Source organism: Spirosoma aureum (genome assembly GCF_011604685.1).
Taxonomy (GTDB): Bacteria; Bacteroidota; Bacteroidia; order Cytophagales; family Spirosomataceae; genus Spirosoma; species Spirosoma aureum.
Genome location: NZ_CP050063.1, coordinates 8,388,690 through 8,405,734 on the forward strand (window position 1 = coordinate 8,388,690; position 17,045 = coordinate 8,405,734).

General features: G+C 49.1%; 14 protein-coding genes. 12 read left to right on the forward strand and 2 right to left on the reverse strand.

The features are described 5' to 3' along the window. Window positions 1-33: 33 nt before the first annotated feature. The 4 genes from G8759_RS33565 to G8759_RS33580 all read left to right on the forward strand — a co-directional run bounded on the left by G8759_RS33565 (window position 34) and on the right by G8759_RS33580 (window position 3,754). Window positions 34-531, forward strand: coding sequence for a MarR family winged helix-turn-helix transcriptional regulator (locus G8759_RS33565; RefSeq protein ID WP_167217861.1), 498 nt, complete (start codon window positions 34-36; stop codon window positions 529-531). Then, the gene (locus G8759_RS33570) at window positions 528-1,910 is read left to right on the forward strand and encodes an NAD-dependent succinate-semialdehyde dehydrogenase (RefSeq protein WP_167217863.1); all 1,383 of its coding nucleotides are present in this window, start codon (window positions 528-530) and stop codon (window positions 1,908-1,910) included. Before G8759_RS33565 ends, G8759_RS33570 begins: the two co-directional genes overlap by 4 nt. Before the next feature lie 43 nt (window positions 1,911-1,953). Beyond that, on the forward strand, window positions 1,954-3,021 hold the full coding sequence (locus G8759_RS33575; RefSeq protein WP_167217865.1) for an NAD(P)H-dependent flavin oxidoreductase: 1,068 nt from the start codon (window positions 1,954-1,956) through the stop codon (window positions 3,019-3,021). A 97-nt stretch (window positions 3,022-3,118) separates the two neighbouring features. Beyond that, entirely contained in the window at window positions 3,119-3,754 is a 636-nt protein-coding gene (locus tag G8759_RS33580; protein ID WP_167217867.1) for an HAD family hydrolase, read from the forward strand. A gap of 54 nt (window positions 3,755-3,808) precedes the next feature. On the opposite strand, the gene G8759_RS33585 is transcribed toward G8759_RS33580, so the two are convergent. Continuing rightward, window positions 3,809-4,264, reverse strand: coding sequence for a hypothetical protein (locus tag G8759_RS33585; protein ID WP_167217869.1), 456 nt, complete (start codon window positions 4,262-4,264; stop codon window positions 3,809-3,811). Between the two features lie 130 nt (window positions 4,265-4,394). On the opposite strand from G8759_RS33585, the gene G8759_RS33590 reads away from it, so the two are divergent. The 5 genes from G8759_RS33590 to treY all read left to right on the forward strand — a co-directional run bounded on the left by G8759_RS33590 (window position 4,395) and on the right by treY (window position 13,315). After that, on the forward strand, window positions 4,395-4,691 hold the full coding sequence (locus G8759_RS33590; protein ID WP_162389315.1) for an SCP2 sterol-binding domain-containing protein: 297 nt from the start codon (window positions 4,395-4,397) through the stop codon (window positions 4,689-4,691). Between the two features lie 84 nt (window positions 4,692-4,775). Beyond that, window positions 4,776-6,221, forward strand: coding sequence for a Gfo/Idh/MocA family protein (locus tag G8759_RS33595; protein ID WP_162389316.1), 1,446 nt, complete (start codon window positions 4,776-4,778; stop codon window positions 6,219-6,221). Between the two features lie 389 nt (window positions 6,222-6,610). Next, the gene (locus G8759_RS33600; protein WP_167217871.1) at window positions 6,611-8,584 is read left to right on the forward strand and encodes a sensor histidine kinase; all 1,974 of its coding nucleotides are present in this window, start codon (window positions 6,611-6,613) and stop codon (window positions 8,582-8,584) included. A 109-nt stretch (window positions 8,585-8,693) separates the two neighbouring features. Next, window positions 8,694-10,529 carry a malto-oligosyltrehalose trehalohydrolase gene (gene treZ / locus G8759_RS33605; RefSeq protein WP_167217873.1) on the forward strand — a complete coding sequence of 612 codons (1,836 nt, stop codon included), beginning with the start codon at window positions 8,694-8,696 and terminating at the stop codon, window positions 10,527-10,529. 32 nt (window positions 10,530-10,561) lie between these two features. Then, the gene (treY, locus tag G8759_RS33610) at window positions 10,562-13,315 is read left to right on the forward strand and encodes a malto-oligosyltrehalose synthase (RefSeq protein ID WP_167217875.1); all 2,754 of its coding nucleotides are present in this window, start codon (window positions 10,562-10,564) and stop codon (window positions 13,313-13,315) included. 31 nt (window positions 13,316-13,346) lie between these two features. Here treY and G8759_RS33615 read toward each other — a convergent pair whose 3' ends face one another. Then, a complete protein-coding gene (locus G8759_RS33615; RefSeq protein WP_162389319.1) occupies window positions 13,347-13,517 on the reverse strand; it encodes a DUF1059 domain-containing protein in 171 nt (56 codons plus the stop codon). Window positions 13,518-14,024: 507 nt separating this feature from the next. Here G8759_RS33615 and G8759_RS33620 point away from each other — a divergent pair. From G8759_RS33620 to G8759_RS33630, 3 genes are all read left to right on the forward strand, one after another. After that, window positions 14,025-14,963 (forward strand): SDR family oxidoreductase, encoded by a 939-nt coding sequence (locus G8759_RS33620; protein WP_167217877.1) that lies wholly within the window; start codon window positions 14,025-14,027, stop codon window positions 14,961-14,963. A 198-nt stretch (window positions 14,964-15,161) separates the two neighbouring features. Then, on the forward strand, window positions 15,162-15,533 hold the full coding sequence (locus G8759_RS33625; protein ID WP_167217879.1) for a BlaI/MecI/CopY family transcriptional regulator: 372 nt from the start codon (window positions 15,162-15,164) through the stop codon (window positions 15,531-15,533). Beyond that, window positions 15,530-16,954 (forward strand): M56 family metallopeptidase, encoded by a 1,425-nt coding sequence (locus G8759_RS33630; RefSeq protein WP_167217881.1) that lies wholly within the window; start codon window positions 15,530-15,532, stop codon window positions 16,952-16,954. Before G8759_RS33625 ends, G8759_RS33630 begins: the two co-directional genes overlap by 4 nt. Window positions 16,955-17,045: the final 91 nt, after the last annotated feature.

The following is a 17,045-nucleotide window of genomic DNA, read 5'->3' on the forward strand; positions in this document are numbered from 1 at the left end:
GCAGATTGTTTCAGAGTTTTTTATTTTGCGTGCATGATCGTGGAAAGAGACAAAAAAGCATTTGATTATAAATATTTCTGGTCCTATCGGGAGCGAGCCTTCGGGCGTTTGATGGGTCGGCTAAAGCGTCATTTTGATTTAATTATTGAACCCCGTCTCCATGAGTTGGGATTCACTGATTTCAAGCTAAGTTATATGGGGTTTCTGGCTAACCTAACTCCCGAGGGTATAACGAATAACGAACTGGCTAAACGCGCATGCGTAACAAAGCAGGCCATGAGTAAAGTAGTTAATTTGCTGGAAAGCGAAGGCTACATTCATATGGAGAAAAACCACAACGACTCACGGTCGAGCGTAATTTACCTGAGTGATCGTGGCAAGGCTTTGTTACAGGCCGTTTTTGAAAGCGTGGAAGATATTCAGCAACAGTTTATCGGTATTGTTGGGGAGGATCGCTGGGAACAAATGATCGATACAATGGTTGTTTTGGTGAATCACATCGATCAGGAAGGCGATCACCATCAGCCATGACATTTTCGTCAATCAATCCTTATAACCAGCGCAAACTAAAAACATACCGCGCCGATAACACCGCCAGCATTGAGCGTAAAGTAAAACAAGCCGACCGGGCATTTGCCGACTGGTCGGCTTTGTCATTAGCCGATCGTACGGTCTTCCTCCGCAAAGTCGGCGAATATTTAAGCGCCAATAAGCAACGGTATGGGGAGTTAATGACCGCCGAAATGGGCAAAACACTCCGGGAAGCCATTACCGAGGTAGAAAAATGCGCTACCACCTGCGCCTTCTACGCCGACCACGCAGCGGCTTTTCTGGCCGATCAATCCATCGAATCCAGCGATGGTCCGGCCGCCCGTAGCGTAATTACCTATCAGCCGTTAGGGCCTGTACTGGCCATTATGCCCTGGAATTTTCCGTTCTGGCAAGCCATGCGATTTGCGATTCCGGGGTTGCTTGCAGGCAATATTGGCTTACTGAAACATGCGCCCAACGTTCCGGGCTGTGCCCTGGCCATTGAAGAAACGTTCCGGGAGTCGGGCCTGCCCGATGGCGTTTTTCAGACACTTCTGGTCGATGTTCCTGTTGTTGAAACGTTACTGAAAGACCGGCGGGTAAAAGCGGTTACGCTCACAGGAAGTGGGCGGGCTGGTGCATCGGTTGCGTCTATTGCTGGTAGTCAGATCAAAAAGTCGGTACTGGAACTAGGTGGCTCCGACGCGCTCATTGTGCTGGCTGACGCTGATCTGGAAAAAGCTGCCGAAATAGCCGTTAAATCCCGGATGCAGAATGCCGGGCAAAGCTGTATTGCGGCCAAACGATTTATCGTCGAAAAATCAGTCAAAAAACAATTTACAGAACTGGTACTCCAGCAAATTCAGCAGATCAGGCAGGGCGACCCGATGGACGATGCAACCACGATGGGACCAATGGCCCGGCTCGATCTGGCCGATAACATTGAACGTCAATACCGCGAGACCATTGCCAAAGGGGCCAGACTCATTACGGGTGGCAATGGCTCTGCCATTCAACGATCGGGCTGCAACGTTCAGCCCATTTTACTGGATAAGGTAAAACCAGGCATGGCCGCATTTGACGAAGAGACCTTCGGGCCACTGGCCGTCATCATCGAAGCAAAAGACGAATCCGACGCTATACGGCTGGCCAACCAGTCTGACTTTGGCTTAGGCTCGGCCATATGGACACAGGATCTGGACAAGGCAGATCGGCTGGCCCGGCAAATTCAGGCGGGTTCGGTGTTCATCAATGGGCTCATGCGGTCAGACGCCCGCGTTCCGTTTGGTGGTATCAAAACATCGGGCTTCGGCCGTGAACTCTCAGAAGCCGGTATTAAAGAATTCGTGAATGCCAAGACGATTTGGGTCGAACGCTGATCCGCATTTCGTACCAATATCAGCCAGAAACAGTTGTTAGCTTATGCAATGGACGAATAAACTAACCCGTTTGTTATCGATTGAGTATCCAGTTATACAGGCCCCAATGCTGGGCGTTTCTACCCCGGAAATGGCCGCTGCTGTCTCCAATCAGGGTGGGCTGGGTTCGCTGCCCGTTGGGGGCTTATCGCCCCTGCGAACAATAGAACTCATCCAGCAAACGAAGCAGCTTACCAACAAGCCGTTTGCTGTAAACCTCTTTGCCCATCCAATACCAGCCATTGACTTATCTGCCGCAGAAGCCATGCAGGCTTATCTGGAAACGCTATGTCTGGCGCATCATATTCCGTATACAAAACTGGCAATGAATGACTTACATTTTTATTCCTATAAAGAGCAGATCGACAGTCTGATTCAGGAAAAAATTCCCATTGTCAGTTTTACGTTTGGCATGCTGGACGACGAATCGATCCAGTCGTTGAAAGCTGCCGGATGCCTGCTTAATGGAACAGCTACTTCGGTAAAAGAAGCCGAGTTGCTTACGGAAAAAGATATTGATATTATTTCGGTTCAGGGCATTGAAGCCGGAGGGCATCGGGGAACGTTTTTAACGGACGAACCGCTACCGATGATCGGACTTATGTCGCTGCTTCCACTGGTAGCCGATCGGGTCTCGAAGCCGTTACTGGCCGCTGGTGGTATCCATAATGGGCAAACCATTAAAGCTGCTGTTGATTTGGGAGCATCGGGTGTACAGGTTGGAACAGCTTTCATCGCCAGTCCTGAAAGTGTGGCCATACCGGCCTACAAAGAACGACTTCAGCGATCGTCGGAAACCGACAGTGTTTTGACCCGTTCTTTTTCCGGCCGCTGGGCCAGGGGAATCAGCAATACCTTTATGCGTGAAATCGAACAATCGGGGCTTTCGATTCCGGAATATCCCATACAAAATAGTCTGACAACAGCTTTGCGAGCTGCCGCTCAACGGCAAAACAATGTCGAGTTTACAAACATGTGGGCCGGCCAGTCGGCGTCTACATCCGAAGCGAAACCCACTGCCGACATTTTTCGGACACTTATCGCGCAGACCGAAGCTTTATTTTTGCCTTGAGCACGTTTCTTAACACGCCCGAATTTGATAGTTAGCCGAAGACCGTTAACATTGAACCTGTTTAGGATTTTTAACCAATTCACTACAAAAATCGCCCATGACGCCGACGCAACCTGTCAAAGCGCTCTTTCTGGATATAGGTGGAGTATTATTAACAAATGGCTGGGATCGAAATGCCCGACGACGGGCAGCCGAGCTATTTGGGCTGGATTATGAACAACTCAATGAGCGGCACCATCTGACGTTCGATACGTATGAATCGGGCAAATTGAGCCTGGATGATTACCTGAAACGAATTGTTTTTTACCAAAAACGTTCCTATTCACCGCTTGAGTTCACCCGGTTTATTATGGAACAGTCGGAGCCCTATCCGGATATGATCCAATTAGTGAGCCAGTTAAAACAGGAATATGGCTTAAAGCTGCTGGCCGTAAATAACGAAGGACGCGAGATCAATGCATATCGTATCCGGCAGTTTGGCCTTGATACGTTTTTCGACGCGTTTGTGTCATCGTGCTATGTACACCTGCGCAAGCCCGACATCGATATTTTTCAGCTGGCCTTAGACGTAGCGCAGGTAGAGCCTGATCAGGTCGTTTATGTCGACGACCGGCTGATGTTTGTGCAGGTAGCCCGAACACTCGGTATGCATTGCATTCAGCATACGAGCCACGATTCGACCCGTGCCAAATTGGCCTCATTGGGGTTAGTTCTTGGGCACCGATCAGAATAGAAGGCTGGACAAATTATGTAACACGAAGGGTGTCATGCAGCGTCCAACCTTCTTTCAATGCATATCCTTCAGATTCAGCCAATAGAGACCGGCGAAAATGGCGCTGAAGAATACGCCGAACGAGGTGTTCAAAGCCCCGAAACCCGCCAGTGCGACCGGCAATACAATGCCAACAGCGACACCGGCCAGATAAATCCAGAAACCTGTCCGGCGAAGTCGGAACATCAGAATAGCCCCAATCAGTGTGAGTAGCGAGTAAACGAATTGAGCAATGGCCAGCAACCGAATTTCTTCCGGATCTCCCGGCATCGGTTGCGCGCCATTGGCTGCCCGGTCTTCGAAATACTGTTTAGGCTGATTCCGCTCCTCCTCAGGGGTTTGTTTGCGTTTAACATAGGAGGTTTCGGCAACAGCGTCGGTTCGAAAAAACGACACGACCGAATCGAAAAGGCCTAAACCGCAGCTAATAAACGTGAGGATACACAGTAAAGTTAAGAATTGAGAACGCATCTGTAGGGCGACCAGCGGGGTCGTTTGTTTAATCGGCGACCAAGATACTGCAACACGAGTCAGTCTGCACTACGTAAAAACCTTATTTTCGCGGCAGAGTTTCATAATCAACCAACGGAACCTATCAAACATGACTTTGCAAGAACTAACGGATCAAATCCGAACCAAAGCTACCCACGCCGACAGCCTTAATGCTACGGCAAAGCTCGTAACCGATCAGGGCGTTGTTTATATCGATGCAACTCAATCACCTGTAGTTGTCTCCAACGACGATAAACCCGCCGATTGCGACCTTCATGTCAGCGTGGATAATCTGGTAAAAATGGGTACTGGCGACCTCAATCCGATGATGGCCTTTATGACCGGCAAGCTCAAAGTAAAAGGCGATATGGGTATTGCCATGAAAATGGGGCAGGTAATGGCCTAAATTCTTTATTATTGGACATTAGATATTGGAAGTTAGATTTTTTATAGTTTAGTTTAATTAATCAACGACCAATATCTTTGTCCAATGGCCTCTGACCAGACTACTTCTCGCCGTAAATTTCTGCAGGGCAGCGCCCTTGCCACAGCCAGTTTCTTTATTGTACCCCGCCACGTTTTAGGAGGAAAACGACCCGATGGATCACGGGTTATCGCGCCGTCTGACAAGCTCAACATGGCGGCTGTGGGCTGTGGTGGCAAGGCCGACGTGAACATCAGGCTAGCCTACAACAACGGTTCCGACAATTTTGTGGCCTTATGCGATGTCGATGATCGCCAGTCAAAAAAATTCCGGACTCAATTTCCCAACGCGCCTTATTTTCAGGACTACCGCGAAATGTTCGACAAAGCGGGTAAAACGTTCGATGCGGTTATTGTGAGCACACCCGACCACATGCACGCTCCGATCGCGATGGCTGCCATGCAACTCGGCAAACATGTTTACGTCGAGAAACCACTGACGCACGACATCTATGAAGCCCGGATGCTGACCGAAGCAGCCCGCAAATACAAAGTTGTGACCCAGATGGGTAATCAGGGTAGCTCGGGAGATGCCACACGGATCATCGAAACGGCAATTCAGGAAAAAATGATTGGCCATGTTCATACGGTTTATTGCTGGACGAACCGCCCGGTCTGGCCGCAGGGTGTCCGGTCGCCAAAAGACAAAGGAGAGTCGCAGCCAGTGCCACCCGAAGTGAACTGGCCCTTATGGCTCGGCACCGCGCCCAACCGCGACTATCATGAAGCGTATATGCCCACGCGCTGGCGAGGCTACTGGGATTTCGGAACGGGGGCACTCGGCGATATGGGCTGCCATTTTATGGACGTGCCATTCCGTGCGCTGAAACTCAAATATCCCACCTCGGTAGAGTGCAGTGTAGGCTCGGTCTATTCCGATTTTTTCAAGGAAGCGTTCTATGATGACGTATGCCCGCCTTCATCAGCCATTCACCTGACGTTTCCGTCGGATGACCGCAAGGTGAAAGAAATTAAATTCTCCTGGTTTGATGGCGGTATTCGTCCGCAAGTACCCGAGGGTGTTGAGTACAGCGACATGTTCCGCAGTATAGACGGGGGCATGCTGTTCATTGGCACCAAAGGGATGCTGGTGGGTGGATTATTCGGGAATGATCCGAAGCTACTCCCGGTCGACAAATTTGCGAACAAAGAATTACCTAAACCCGAAAAGCCGCTGGTTGAAGGCAAAACGGAAGGACATCAGCAACAGTGGGTCAAAGCCTGCAAACAAGGATACGGCGCTTACACGTCCTCTTCGTTCGATGAAGCGGGTCCGTTGGCCGAAACGGTACTGATGGGCAATCTGGCAACCCGTTCTTATCTGGCCCGCGAAGATGGTAAGTTCACGGGTCGCAAAAAACTCCTCTGGGATGGCGAGAACATGAAAATCACCAATTTCGACTATGCCAACCAGTTCGTACGGCGGCAGTATAATGGAGGTTATACTCTATAAATGCATGCAGAAATTAAGCATGGCATGACAAAAGACCAGGTCAAATCCCGGATAATAAGAGGCAAGATTACCTCTTATTATCCGGGATTTAGTCCATATTATAATTGGGTTAATTCTGTGGGTTCAACAAACAACAACGGCGCTGGGGCAGGCTATAGGAATGAAACTGGCAGGCCGACCAACCAATGGGAGCAGTCCAGTTCCTACGCATTAATAAACGGTCAATCAAGCTACTTTACGCATTCTTACCTCTTCTGAGCGCTCTGCTTACATCCGTAAATCGCCGACGATTTGGGCAGCAGTCTGTTTAGTCTACCCAGCGTAAGTAATGTAGTACTATCTCATTTTCTTCAATAAATGCATACATTAGTGGCTATTACGAGTTGCTAATGAAACATTCCCAATTCAGGCTATTATGGCTGCTATGTGGTTGTCTGATGGTATGCCGCCTGATGGGGCAGCCGTTAAACAGTCAGCCGGTTGTCGTTTTGCAGGGGAATCATGATCAGGTTTCTCTTCGGGGAAGTCTGGCCTATTTTCAGGATTCGCTGGGAAACAGAGGTATTCAGGATGTTATTACACCCACCATAGCGCCCGCCTTTCAGCCTGTTACAACACCCGTTCCCAACTTTGGCTATGTGACGGGTATAAAATCGGCCAAGCCGGTTTGGTTACGATTTAAACTCTCGAATGCATCGGATCAGACCCAGAACTGGCTGGCCGAAATCGATTTCTGGTGTTTCGACGAACTTCAGCTCTTTTTAGTCGACGAGCAAAATCAGGTTCTTTCAACCTCACCCATCATTGGCTGGAAAACACCGGTTGCCAAACGCCCCTTAAACCATAGGCACTACTGGTTTCCATTTACGCTATCCGGGCATCAGAACGCAACCGCATACCTGCGTATTCTTAAACATCGGGGCACGCAAATTGTCCCCGTCGAGCTCGTGCGGGCGTCGGCCTATGATTCTCTTCTTCAGAAAAGCTATCTGTTCTGGGGCGGTGTGTTGTTTACACTGGTCTTCGTAGCGATTATGAATGTCATTTTTTTTCTGATTACCCTCGACCGCATTTATTCGAAATATATTTTCTGTTTGCTGGGCCTTGTTGGTTTTTTTATCATCAACGATGGGTTCATGAATCAATTTGCCTTTGAGGAACAGTTCTGGCTGCCCCGACAAAATGTCTATTTTCTGTTCCCGCTCATTCTTTTCTATTCGCAACTGCTATTTGTCCGAACGTTTCTTCCGCTAGTTAATACACCATCCCATCGCTGGCACAAAGTCGGAACAATCGTTTTGTGGTGTGGCGTTTTCTGCCTGATCGCGCTGACTATCGAACGATTTACGCCCTACTCTGCCTTACTGGAGCTTATTCTGGTTCGAATTTTTTCCGTTTTTTACTGGTTCCCCATGCCTGTTATTGGCGCTTATATCGTGGTGAGTATCGTCCGAAAATACCACGTAAAAGAAGCCTGGCTGTATCTCATAGCAGTCTTACCGTTTTATGCGCTGAATCTTGGACAGGTGTTTGCCAATTTCGGCATGCTGCCAACCTACGAGCCCGTTGCCAATTTTGCTTATTATGCTCCAGCCGCCCTGTTCGAGGTGCTGGTATTGACCGTCGGGCTGGCGTATCGCTACAAAATGAACCGTGATCAGACCGAGCGACTCATCAAAGAACAAACGATCCAGCAGGAACGAACCTACGAAGCCGAGGTTCAGACGCTGGCCATGAAAAATAGCTTACTGATTGAAAAAGAACGCATTGCCCGCGACCTCCACGACAATGTAGGCGCCCATCTGGCCTTTGTCGTTACCAATCTTACTCACATCAGTGATCAGGCTGAGAAACAGCCCCGAATGAACGGGCGTCAGTGGGCCGACCAGCTACGCACCATTGTGAGCTACACACGCGAAGCGGTTAAACTCCTGCGCGAAACCATCTGGGCCATTCATCAGGAAAGCTTTACGGTCGAGGAATTTTCGGAACGGCTTAATCAGTATATCAACCGCTATGTTCACGAAACCGACGGCCTGCATGTCGATGTGGTGGTCACCGGGTCGCAGGCACAGCGGCTAACCTCGACGCAGGTTCTGAATCTGTTCCGAATTGTTCAGGAAGCACTCAACAACGTAATCAAACACGCCTTCGCCACGCAGGCAACAGTTCACCTACAAATTCGACCCGGCGGGCATATCAACCTCCGGATCCACGATAATGGGCGCGGGTTTACATGGGCAAACGGAGCGGTTTCCGAGCAACATTATGGCTTGCGAAATATGCAGACCCGCGCAGAAGAACTGGGAGGCACGTTCCGGGTTTTTGCCGAAGACGGCACAACCGTAGAAGTAGAAGTTTGACTTCGTGAAGAGGGCCGTATAAGCCTTTTTAGCCATTCCCGCCAACACATCCCATTTGTCGTTTGTTAATCTTGGCAATTGCAGCCTCCCAATTCACCATTCTCAACGTATGAATGAGTCATTGATAAGCCAACGCACACTTGGCGTCACCTTCATGAACGACAGTGCTGTCGTTCGTGTCTGGGCTCCACTAGCCGAAGCCGTATCCCTTCGTATCTGCCATCAGGATTTGCTTATTCCTCTTCAGCATACCGGCTCCTACTGGCAAACGACCACAAGCCAGCTAAAACCGGGTGACACGTATACATTTATTCTCAACAATACGACTGAACGACCTGATCCGGCATCGCTCGCACAACCAGAAAGTGTTCATGGCCCATCGCAGGCAGTCGATATCGCTCAATTTGTATGGACAGATACGGCCTGGAATAACCTCCCGCTAGAAAGTTATCTCCTGTATGAGCTTCATACGGGCACATTCACTCCTGAAGGCACATTTGCTGGTATTGAAGCCAAACTGGATTATTTTGTTGAGCTGGGTATTAATGCCATTGAGATCATGCCCGTGGCGCAATTTCCTGGTACGCGCAACTGGGGCTACGATGGCGTTTGCCCATATGCTGTTCAGAATTCCTATGGCGGGGCTGCGGGGCTACAACGGCTCGTCGACGCCTGTCATCGAAAGGGGCTTGCCGTGGTACTCGACGTAGTCTACAATCACATGGGGCCAGAAGGCAATTATTTTGCCGATTATGGTCCTTACTTTACCAATAAACATCGAACGCCCTGGGGTGATGCCCTTAATTTCGACGATAACTACAGTGATAGTGTCCGGCGTTATTTCCTCGAAAACGTTCTGATGTGGTTTCGCGACTTTCATATTGATGCCTTGCGTTTAGACGCAGTTCACGCCATTCATGATGAGAGCGAGCTGCATATCCTCCGTGAGATCAAACAATATGTTGACCAGCTCATGCAGGAAACCGGTCGGCAGCATTACCTCATCATAGAGTCAGATCAGAACGAAACGCGGTTTATTCAGCCGATTGCCAGTGATGGTTATGGTATGGATGCGCAGTGGAACGACGAATTTCATCATGCCTTACGAGTAACCGCAGGTGGCGAACGAAGCGGGTATTATGCTGATTATGACGGCATCCGGCATCTGGCCAAGTCATACCGTGATGCCTACGTGTACGATGGCACCTACATGCCCCGGCGTGCTAAAATTGTTGGCAAACCAACAAGCACCCATCCAGGGCAGCAGTTTGTCGTTTTCTCCCAAAATCACGACCAGATCGGGAACCGGATGCTGGGTGAACGACCAAGTCAGCTGGTCAGTTTTTCCATGCAGAAGCTCATGGCGGGGGCTGTGATGAGTAGTCCATACCTGCCCATGCTGTTCATGGGTGAGGAATGGGGTGAATTAAATCCATTTCTGTACTTTGTCAGCCATTCTGACCCAGGGTTGATCGAAGCGGTTCGGCAGGGGCGAAAAAGGGAGTTTGCTGCTTTTCAGACCTCCCTTGAGGCTCCAGACCCGCAAGCCGCTCAGACATTCGAACGATCCCGGCTTCGGTGGGAACGCCTTACCCAGGAGCCCCACCAAACGCTTTTTCGCTACTACCAAACATTGCTTGCCCTTCGCAAAAAATCGCCCCTACGGCACCCAAACCGGGAATCGGTGGCCGTGGTTATGGACGATGCCCGGCAGACTCTCACGCTGATTCGCCAGCACCCAAACGACGCCCCGATTGTTTGTCTAATGAATTTCTCGTCAAAACCCGAATCATTCCGGGTTCCAATCAGTATCAAGCCCTGGCAAAAACTCCTGGATTCTGCTGACCCTCAGTGGCTTGGCCAACAGGCGGCTCCGACAGAAGTGGCAGGCGACACGCCGGTTATCGTGCAGGCCGAATCCATTTTGATTTATACGAATGGGTAGTAAGCCTACCCCTCAATCCTTCCTCCCAACTCATGTTCAATCCTATCGCTACGTATCGTATTCAGTTTCATAAAGATTTCACTTTTCAACAACTCGATACACTGTTGCCTTACCTCCAAAAGCTAGGGGTATCAACGATTTATGCCTCACCAATTTTTGCGGCTGTACCTGATAGCGTTCATGGCTATGATGGCATTGACCCGAACCGGATCAACCCTGAGATTGGCACTGAAGATGAACTACAAGCGATAAATCACCAGTTGCAGTTGGCGAATATGAGTTGGTTACAGGACATTGTCCCGAACCATATGGCCTACTATTTCACCAACCAATGGCTGATGGATGTGTTAGAGAAAGGGCCTTTATCTCGTTTTGCTTCATTTTTTGATACATCGCTGTCAAGTTCATTTTTTCATGGACGTATCCTGGCGCCATTTCTGGCCGAACCGATAGACGAAGCGCTGGCAAAAGGCAACCTGGTTCTCCACTACGACCAGACACGTTTTTTGCTGGATGTGAGCGGGAATAGACTACCACTAAAGCCCGACAGCTACGCGACTATTCTACAGACAAGTGCCGCGGAACCCTCCGGCGCTATACAACAGCTACTGATCCAGCTTGATCAGCTCAGACATCTGGATGAACCGGAAGCATATGGAATTGAATGGGCTGAATTTCGCCTGCAACTGGCGGCTTTGATGCACACCGACCTAACCGAAACGTACATTGAGGATTGCCTGAACGTAGTGAATCAAAATCCAGCTTTGTTACATCGTCTTGCTGATGAACAACATTATCGGTTTTGCACTGAGATTGAAACCCGGCAGGAGATGACTTACCGCCGTTTCTTTACAATCAATGGGTTGATATGCCTGAATATGGACGATGAGACCGTCTTTCAGCAACTTCACCATCTGACAAAGAGATTCATAGACAACGGTGTTTTTCAGGGATTACGAATTGATCATATCGATGGACTGTTCGATCCCAAACGGTATCTGGATCGGCTAAGGGAGCTAACACGCGATGAAACGTTCATCGTCGTTGAGAAGATCCTTCAGGACAAGGAAGCTTTGCCGACCGACTGGCCTGTGCAGGGAACCTCGGGATACGATTTTCTGGCCCTGGTGAATAATCTGCTGACAAATAGCCAGGCGGAACCTGCCTTCCGCAATTTCTATCACAAATTAATTGGTAGCGATACGCCCCTACCAGAGCGTATTCGGGATAGAAAAGCGTATTTCCTGGCTCAATATATGGGGGGTGAACTTAATAACCTCTACCACTATTTTCTCGATCTTAACCTGACCGACGAAACGGCACTGACCGAATTGACAGCGGGTGAGTTAAAGCTGGCTATTGGCGAACTACTCATCGAATGCCCCGTTTATCGGTATTACGGCAATCAATTGCCGCTACCGGCCGATGAGTCGGACAGTTTAAGGCAGATGCTCAAAGTGATTCGGGAAACAAAACCAGAACTAGAGTCGGCACTGGCTTTGCTGGAAAAAGCATTATTGACCAAGCCCATGGAGAGTGACACCGATCACGACCATAGGGCTCTTCGTTTTTATCACCGACTCATGCAGTTCTCTGGCCCGTTGATGGCAAAAGGTGTAGAAGATACATTGCTATACACCTACAATTGCTTCATCGGTCATAATGAAGTTGGTGATTCGCCCGAGCGTTTTGGGTTGTCAGTTGAGTCTTTTCACGAGGCTATGCAGCACCGACAAGCCCACTGGCCGCTTGCTCAGAACGCGACTGCCACCCATGACACAAAACGGGGTGAAGATGTACGGGCAAGGCTCAATGTACTGACCGATCTGCCCGACGAATGGCTGGCTGAAGTACAACACTGGCAGCAATTGAACGCTTCGCTAAAACAGCCAGGAGATGATCAGAAGCATGTACCTGACGCGAATGATGAATATTTAATTTACCAGAACCTGCTCGGTGCTTACCCGATGCCTAACGAAGACGGGCAGGTCGACGATGAGGACGATTTCCCAAACCGGTTTCGTTTATACCTCGAAAAAGCATTGCAGGAGGCTAAGCGCCACACAACCGGCTGGGTCGTTGACGATAGCTATCACGAAGGGGTTAAGGTATTTACCAATCGGCTGCTCGAACGGTCGGGAGCGTTTTGGCCGCGATTCGAATCGTTTCACCGGCAAATAGCCGATTTTGGTATAGTCAATTCGCTGGCGCAGGTTCTGCTCAAATTTACCTGTCCGGGGGTTCCGGATGTTTACCAGGGAGCCGAAAGCTGGGATCTGAGTCTGGTCGACCCCGACAATCGACGACCTGTTGATTTCGATCGTCGGCAGACGTGGTTAACCGATTTGCTTTCTGTTCAGGAATCTGCCTCCGAAACACGTTGGGCTACACTATGGCAACATCGTTTCGATGGTCGTGTCAAATTCTGGCTCACGTATTTGCTCCTGCATGAGCGGCAGTCCAGTCCAACCTTATTTGCGGAGGGCGAATACGTGCCATTACTCATTGACGGTACGTATCGGGATTATGTATTGGCCTTTGCGCGTCGGCTTGGCAACCAATGGTACATTGTAGCGATACCACTCCATTTTGCGCAACTCTGTCGGCAACAGAAGCAGGATACACAGCGAATCGATTGGCAAGACACCTCCATTCGTTTACCAATCGATGCCCCAACGCAATGGTTCAATTGTCTGGATGGGACGCTCAGCAGCACAACCGAACGTATGTTGGTGCAAGCTATGTTTAAGGCTCTACCCGTTGGAATTTTACGTAACACGGACTAAACGAAACAGTCCGTGTTACATAAGTTCACGGCTATTCTTCCCGAATCAATTGTTTTAACTGGTCGGCTAGTTCAGGCGTCACGGTTACACCGTGCGCTTCCTGCGCATGGGCAGCAGCCTGTGTCAATACGGCATCTTCCGTGGAGGCCTTGATGACACCTTCGCAGTCGAAACCGGCATCGCGGCAATGGAGCGTTTTCATGATAGAGGTTTGGGTTTAATTGATCTATGGTTATTCTGCAATAATGCTACGTTATTCTTACTGAGCCGATTAAGGCTATTTATAACTAAATTCAGGCAACCCTTAGTCTTTAGACCGAGAAACAATATACTCTTTATTTAGATAGCTGTGCATAGTAAATCGGTGGATTTATCATAAACAGGAAACATGTCGATCAATAATCTACCGCCCTACAAAAGGCGAGTTATTAGCAAAACTAAAGGTAAATAAAGCCAGCAGTAATCAATTGGCTAACAGCGCCGATTGATCAAACGGTAGGTAGTAAATCAGAAGTCGGCTCAGTTCAGATCCCGCGCGTTTATCTGTCATACCCAGTCCCTTTCTGACACCGGCGCCTTGTATCCAATGGATACGATCGTTTCGTTTTCTTACAATTTTATCCAGTAATGGCGGTAGACCTTTGTCCTGTCAAAAACGAAATAATAGCTGGTCTATACGCAGCAGGCCAATTTTAACTAAACGACAGGCATGAATACACTATCAATTCCCGCTTTACAGCCAGAAGATGCAACGGTTCCAGCAACCTCTCCTACTATCCTTGTTACGGGTGCAACTGGTACGATTGGCACTGAACTTACCCGCATTTTATCGGAGAAAGGTGTTGTCTTTCGGGTCATGGTTCGCTCGGCCAGGGATGTAAAGAAATTTAACACACTAGCCGGTGTCGAAGTTGTTATCGGCGATTTCAACGATACAGCGACGATTGCACAGGCTTTAGTTGGCATCGACCGTGCCTTTCTGCTCACGAACTCGTCGGAACAAGCCGAAAGTCAGCAGCTCAATTTCGTTACCGAAGCTAGGCGGGCAGGCGTCGCACACATCGTCAAATTATCGCAGTTTGCGGCTGACCTTGCTTCTCCCGTTCGGTTCCTGCGCTACCATGCCGTTGTTGAGCAGGCAATCAAGCTGTCGGGCATGGCTTTTACCTTTCTGCGCCCCAATTTATTTATGCAGGGATTGCTGGGATTCCGGGCTTCGATTGCCGAGCAGGGGAAATTCTTTGCAGCCATCGGTGATGCCAGCGTCAGCGCCGTCGATATACGGGATATTGCCGCGGTTGCGGCTGCGACTCTGACCGGTTCAGGTCACGAGGGGAAAATTTATACTCTCACCGGTCCTGAAGCACTAACCCACCCGGAGATGGCCGATAAACTCGCAACGGCCCTTGGGCACCCGGTTACGTTTGTCGATGTACCGCCAGCCGCCATGCGCGATGCGCTGATTCAGTTTGGTTTTCCGATCTGGCAAGCCGATGGCCTGATCGAAGATTACGCACATTATAGCCACAATGAAGCATCGGTTGTTACGACAGATGTACAAGATGCCACCGGTTCGGCCCCACGGGACTTTGCCGCATTTGCCCATGATTACACGTCTGTCTTCTTAACTGCCTTAAGTTCTCATTAAGCGTAGTATTCGTCAAAGCCGGTATTGCCATTTGAGCGTATCGGCTTCGATCAATAAATTATAACTTATTACTAATCAAATTATTAGCAGTCCACAAATTCAGACTATTATTTTTTCAACAAATCAACTAATATATTAGTTGTAAAACTAAACCGTTAGTCATATCTTTCGAATACGAAACCAGTTTACGAAATTATCATGCAGCTACGCGAACTTACCAAGGCCGAAGAAGAGATCATGCGCGTGTTATGGCAGCTTAAAAAGGGCTTTGTAAAAGATGTACTGGCCGAACTGCCCGAGCCGAAACCTGCCTACAATACCGTCTCGACCATTATCCGGATTCTTGAAAAAAAAGAACTGGTGGGTTATACGGCTTATGGCAAAACTCACGAATACTACCCGCTAATTACGGAGGAGCAGTACCGTCGTTTTCAGACGGACCAGCTAATGGCGAATTACTTCGATAATTCATTAAAAAAGCTGGTGTCATTTTTTGTACAGGACAAGAACATCAGTCTTTCCGAAGCCGATGAGATCATTAAGCTCCTAAACAAAAACAAAGACCAATGAGCACACCACCCTACCTCCTCGTTGCCAGTTTATACCTGGTGCTGTTCTATAGCTGTTACTGGTTACTCCTTCGCCGAAATACGTTTTTTGGCCTCAATCGGGCATACTTGCTTGCGTCGGTAGCACTTTCAGCGGTATTGCCCCTTGTTGAATTACCGGGCGGCCTTTCCGAAGACCTGACACTGACGAGTATTTCTTCAGTCACGTTTACGGTTGGCTCGACATCAGCCAACTCCTACAACCTGACGTTATCGCAGTGGTTCTGGCTGATCTATGGCCTGGGCGTTGGGAGCATGCTCATTCGCTTACGTCTGAACCTACGTTCAGTCTTTCGGCTGATCAGGAGCGGTTCACCCGAAAAAAGAAAGGAATTCACTCTTGTTCGGCTGGGCGACGATGCATCGCCTTCGTTCTCTTTCGGGCGGTATCTGGTACTGAATCGTACGGATGCACTGGCCCAGCCCGATGCCCTCCTTCGCCATGAGGAGGCACATATCCGTCAGTATCATACGGTCGATATCTTATTCCTGGAAATTGCGCGAGTTGCCTTCTGGTTCAATCCAGTATTATGGCTCTACAAGCGTGCGTTACAGGAGATTCACGAATTTCTGGCCGATCGGGCGGTGCTGAAAACGCCCCAACCTGATTATCCACATCAGTTGGTTGCCTATGCGTTGAATGTCCCGTCAACCGCTTTAATTACTCCTTTTGTTTCTAAATCAACCCTAAAACAACGAATCGTTATGTTGCAAAAACCTGCCTCAAATCGCCGGGCCTTACTCGGTTATGCGCTGGCTTTACCGCTAGTCGCCTTACTCGCTATGTGTACGCAAGAACACGACCTGCCCCAAAGTGTTATAGCGCAGGCATCGGCCCAAAAATCGGGGAAAGTTGCCGGTGGAGAAATTTTCACAAGCGTGGAAAATCCTCCGGTATTTCCGGGCGGCATGCAAAAACTAGGCGAATACCTGGGCCAGAATCTGAAGTATCCTGAAGCAGCCCAGAAAGCCAAAGCAGAAGGGAAGGTATTTGTGAGTTTTGTGGTCACAAATACGGGGGGGATTAGTGATGTTCAGATTGCCAAAGGAATTGGTTTCGGCGCCGATGCAGAAGCCGCACGGGTTGTAAAGAATATGCCGAATTGGCAGCCTGGTACACAGGGCGGACAGGCCGTGAGTGTTAAATACACGCTACCCATTAATTTTCAACTGGAGGATCAAAATGGGCAACAAATCGAGAAGTTGCCTCCACCTCCACCCCCAGTTCCAGCAGCTAAAGGATCTGCTTTAAGCGAGCCAAAACATTTTCTGATCGATGGCAAAGAAGTTTCAGAAGCGGAATTGAAAGCCCTATCACCCAATACAATCCTTCGGATAGATGTCAATAACGAGAAGGGAATAATTGCCGTTACCACAAAGTAAAATACCTGAATAAGTGCCATTTCCAGTTAAAAGTTCGTGGCCCAGAGTAAACCTTCCGATGAGTTTACTATGGGCCACGGCTGTTACAGTC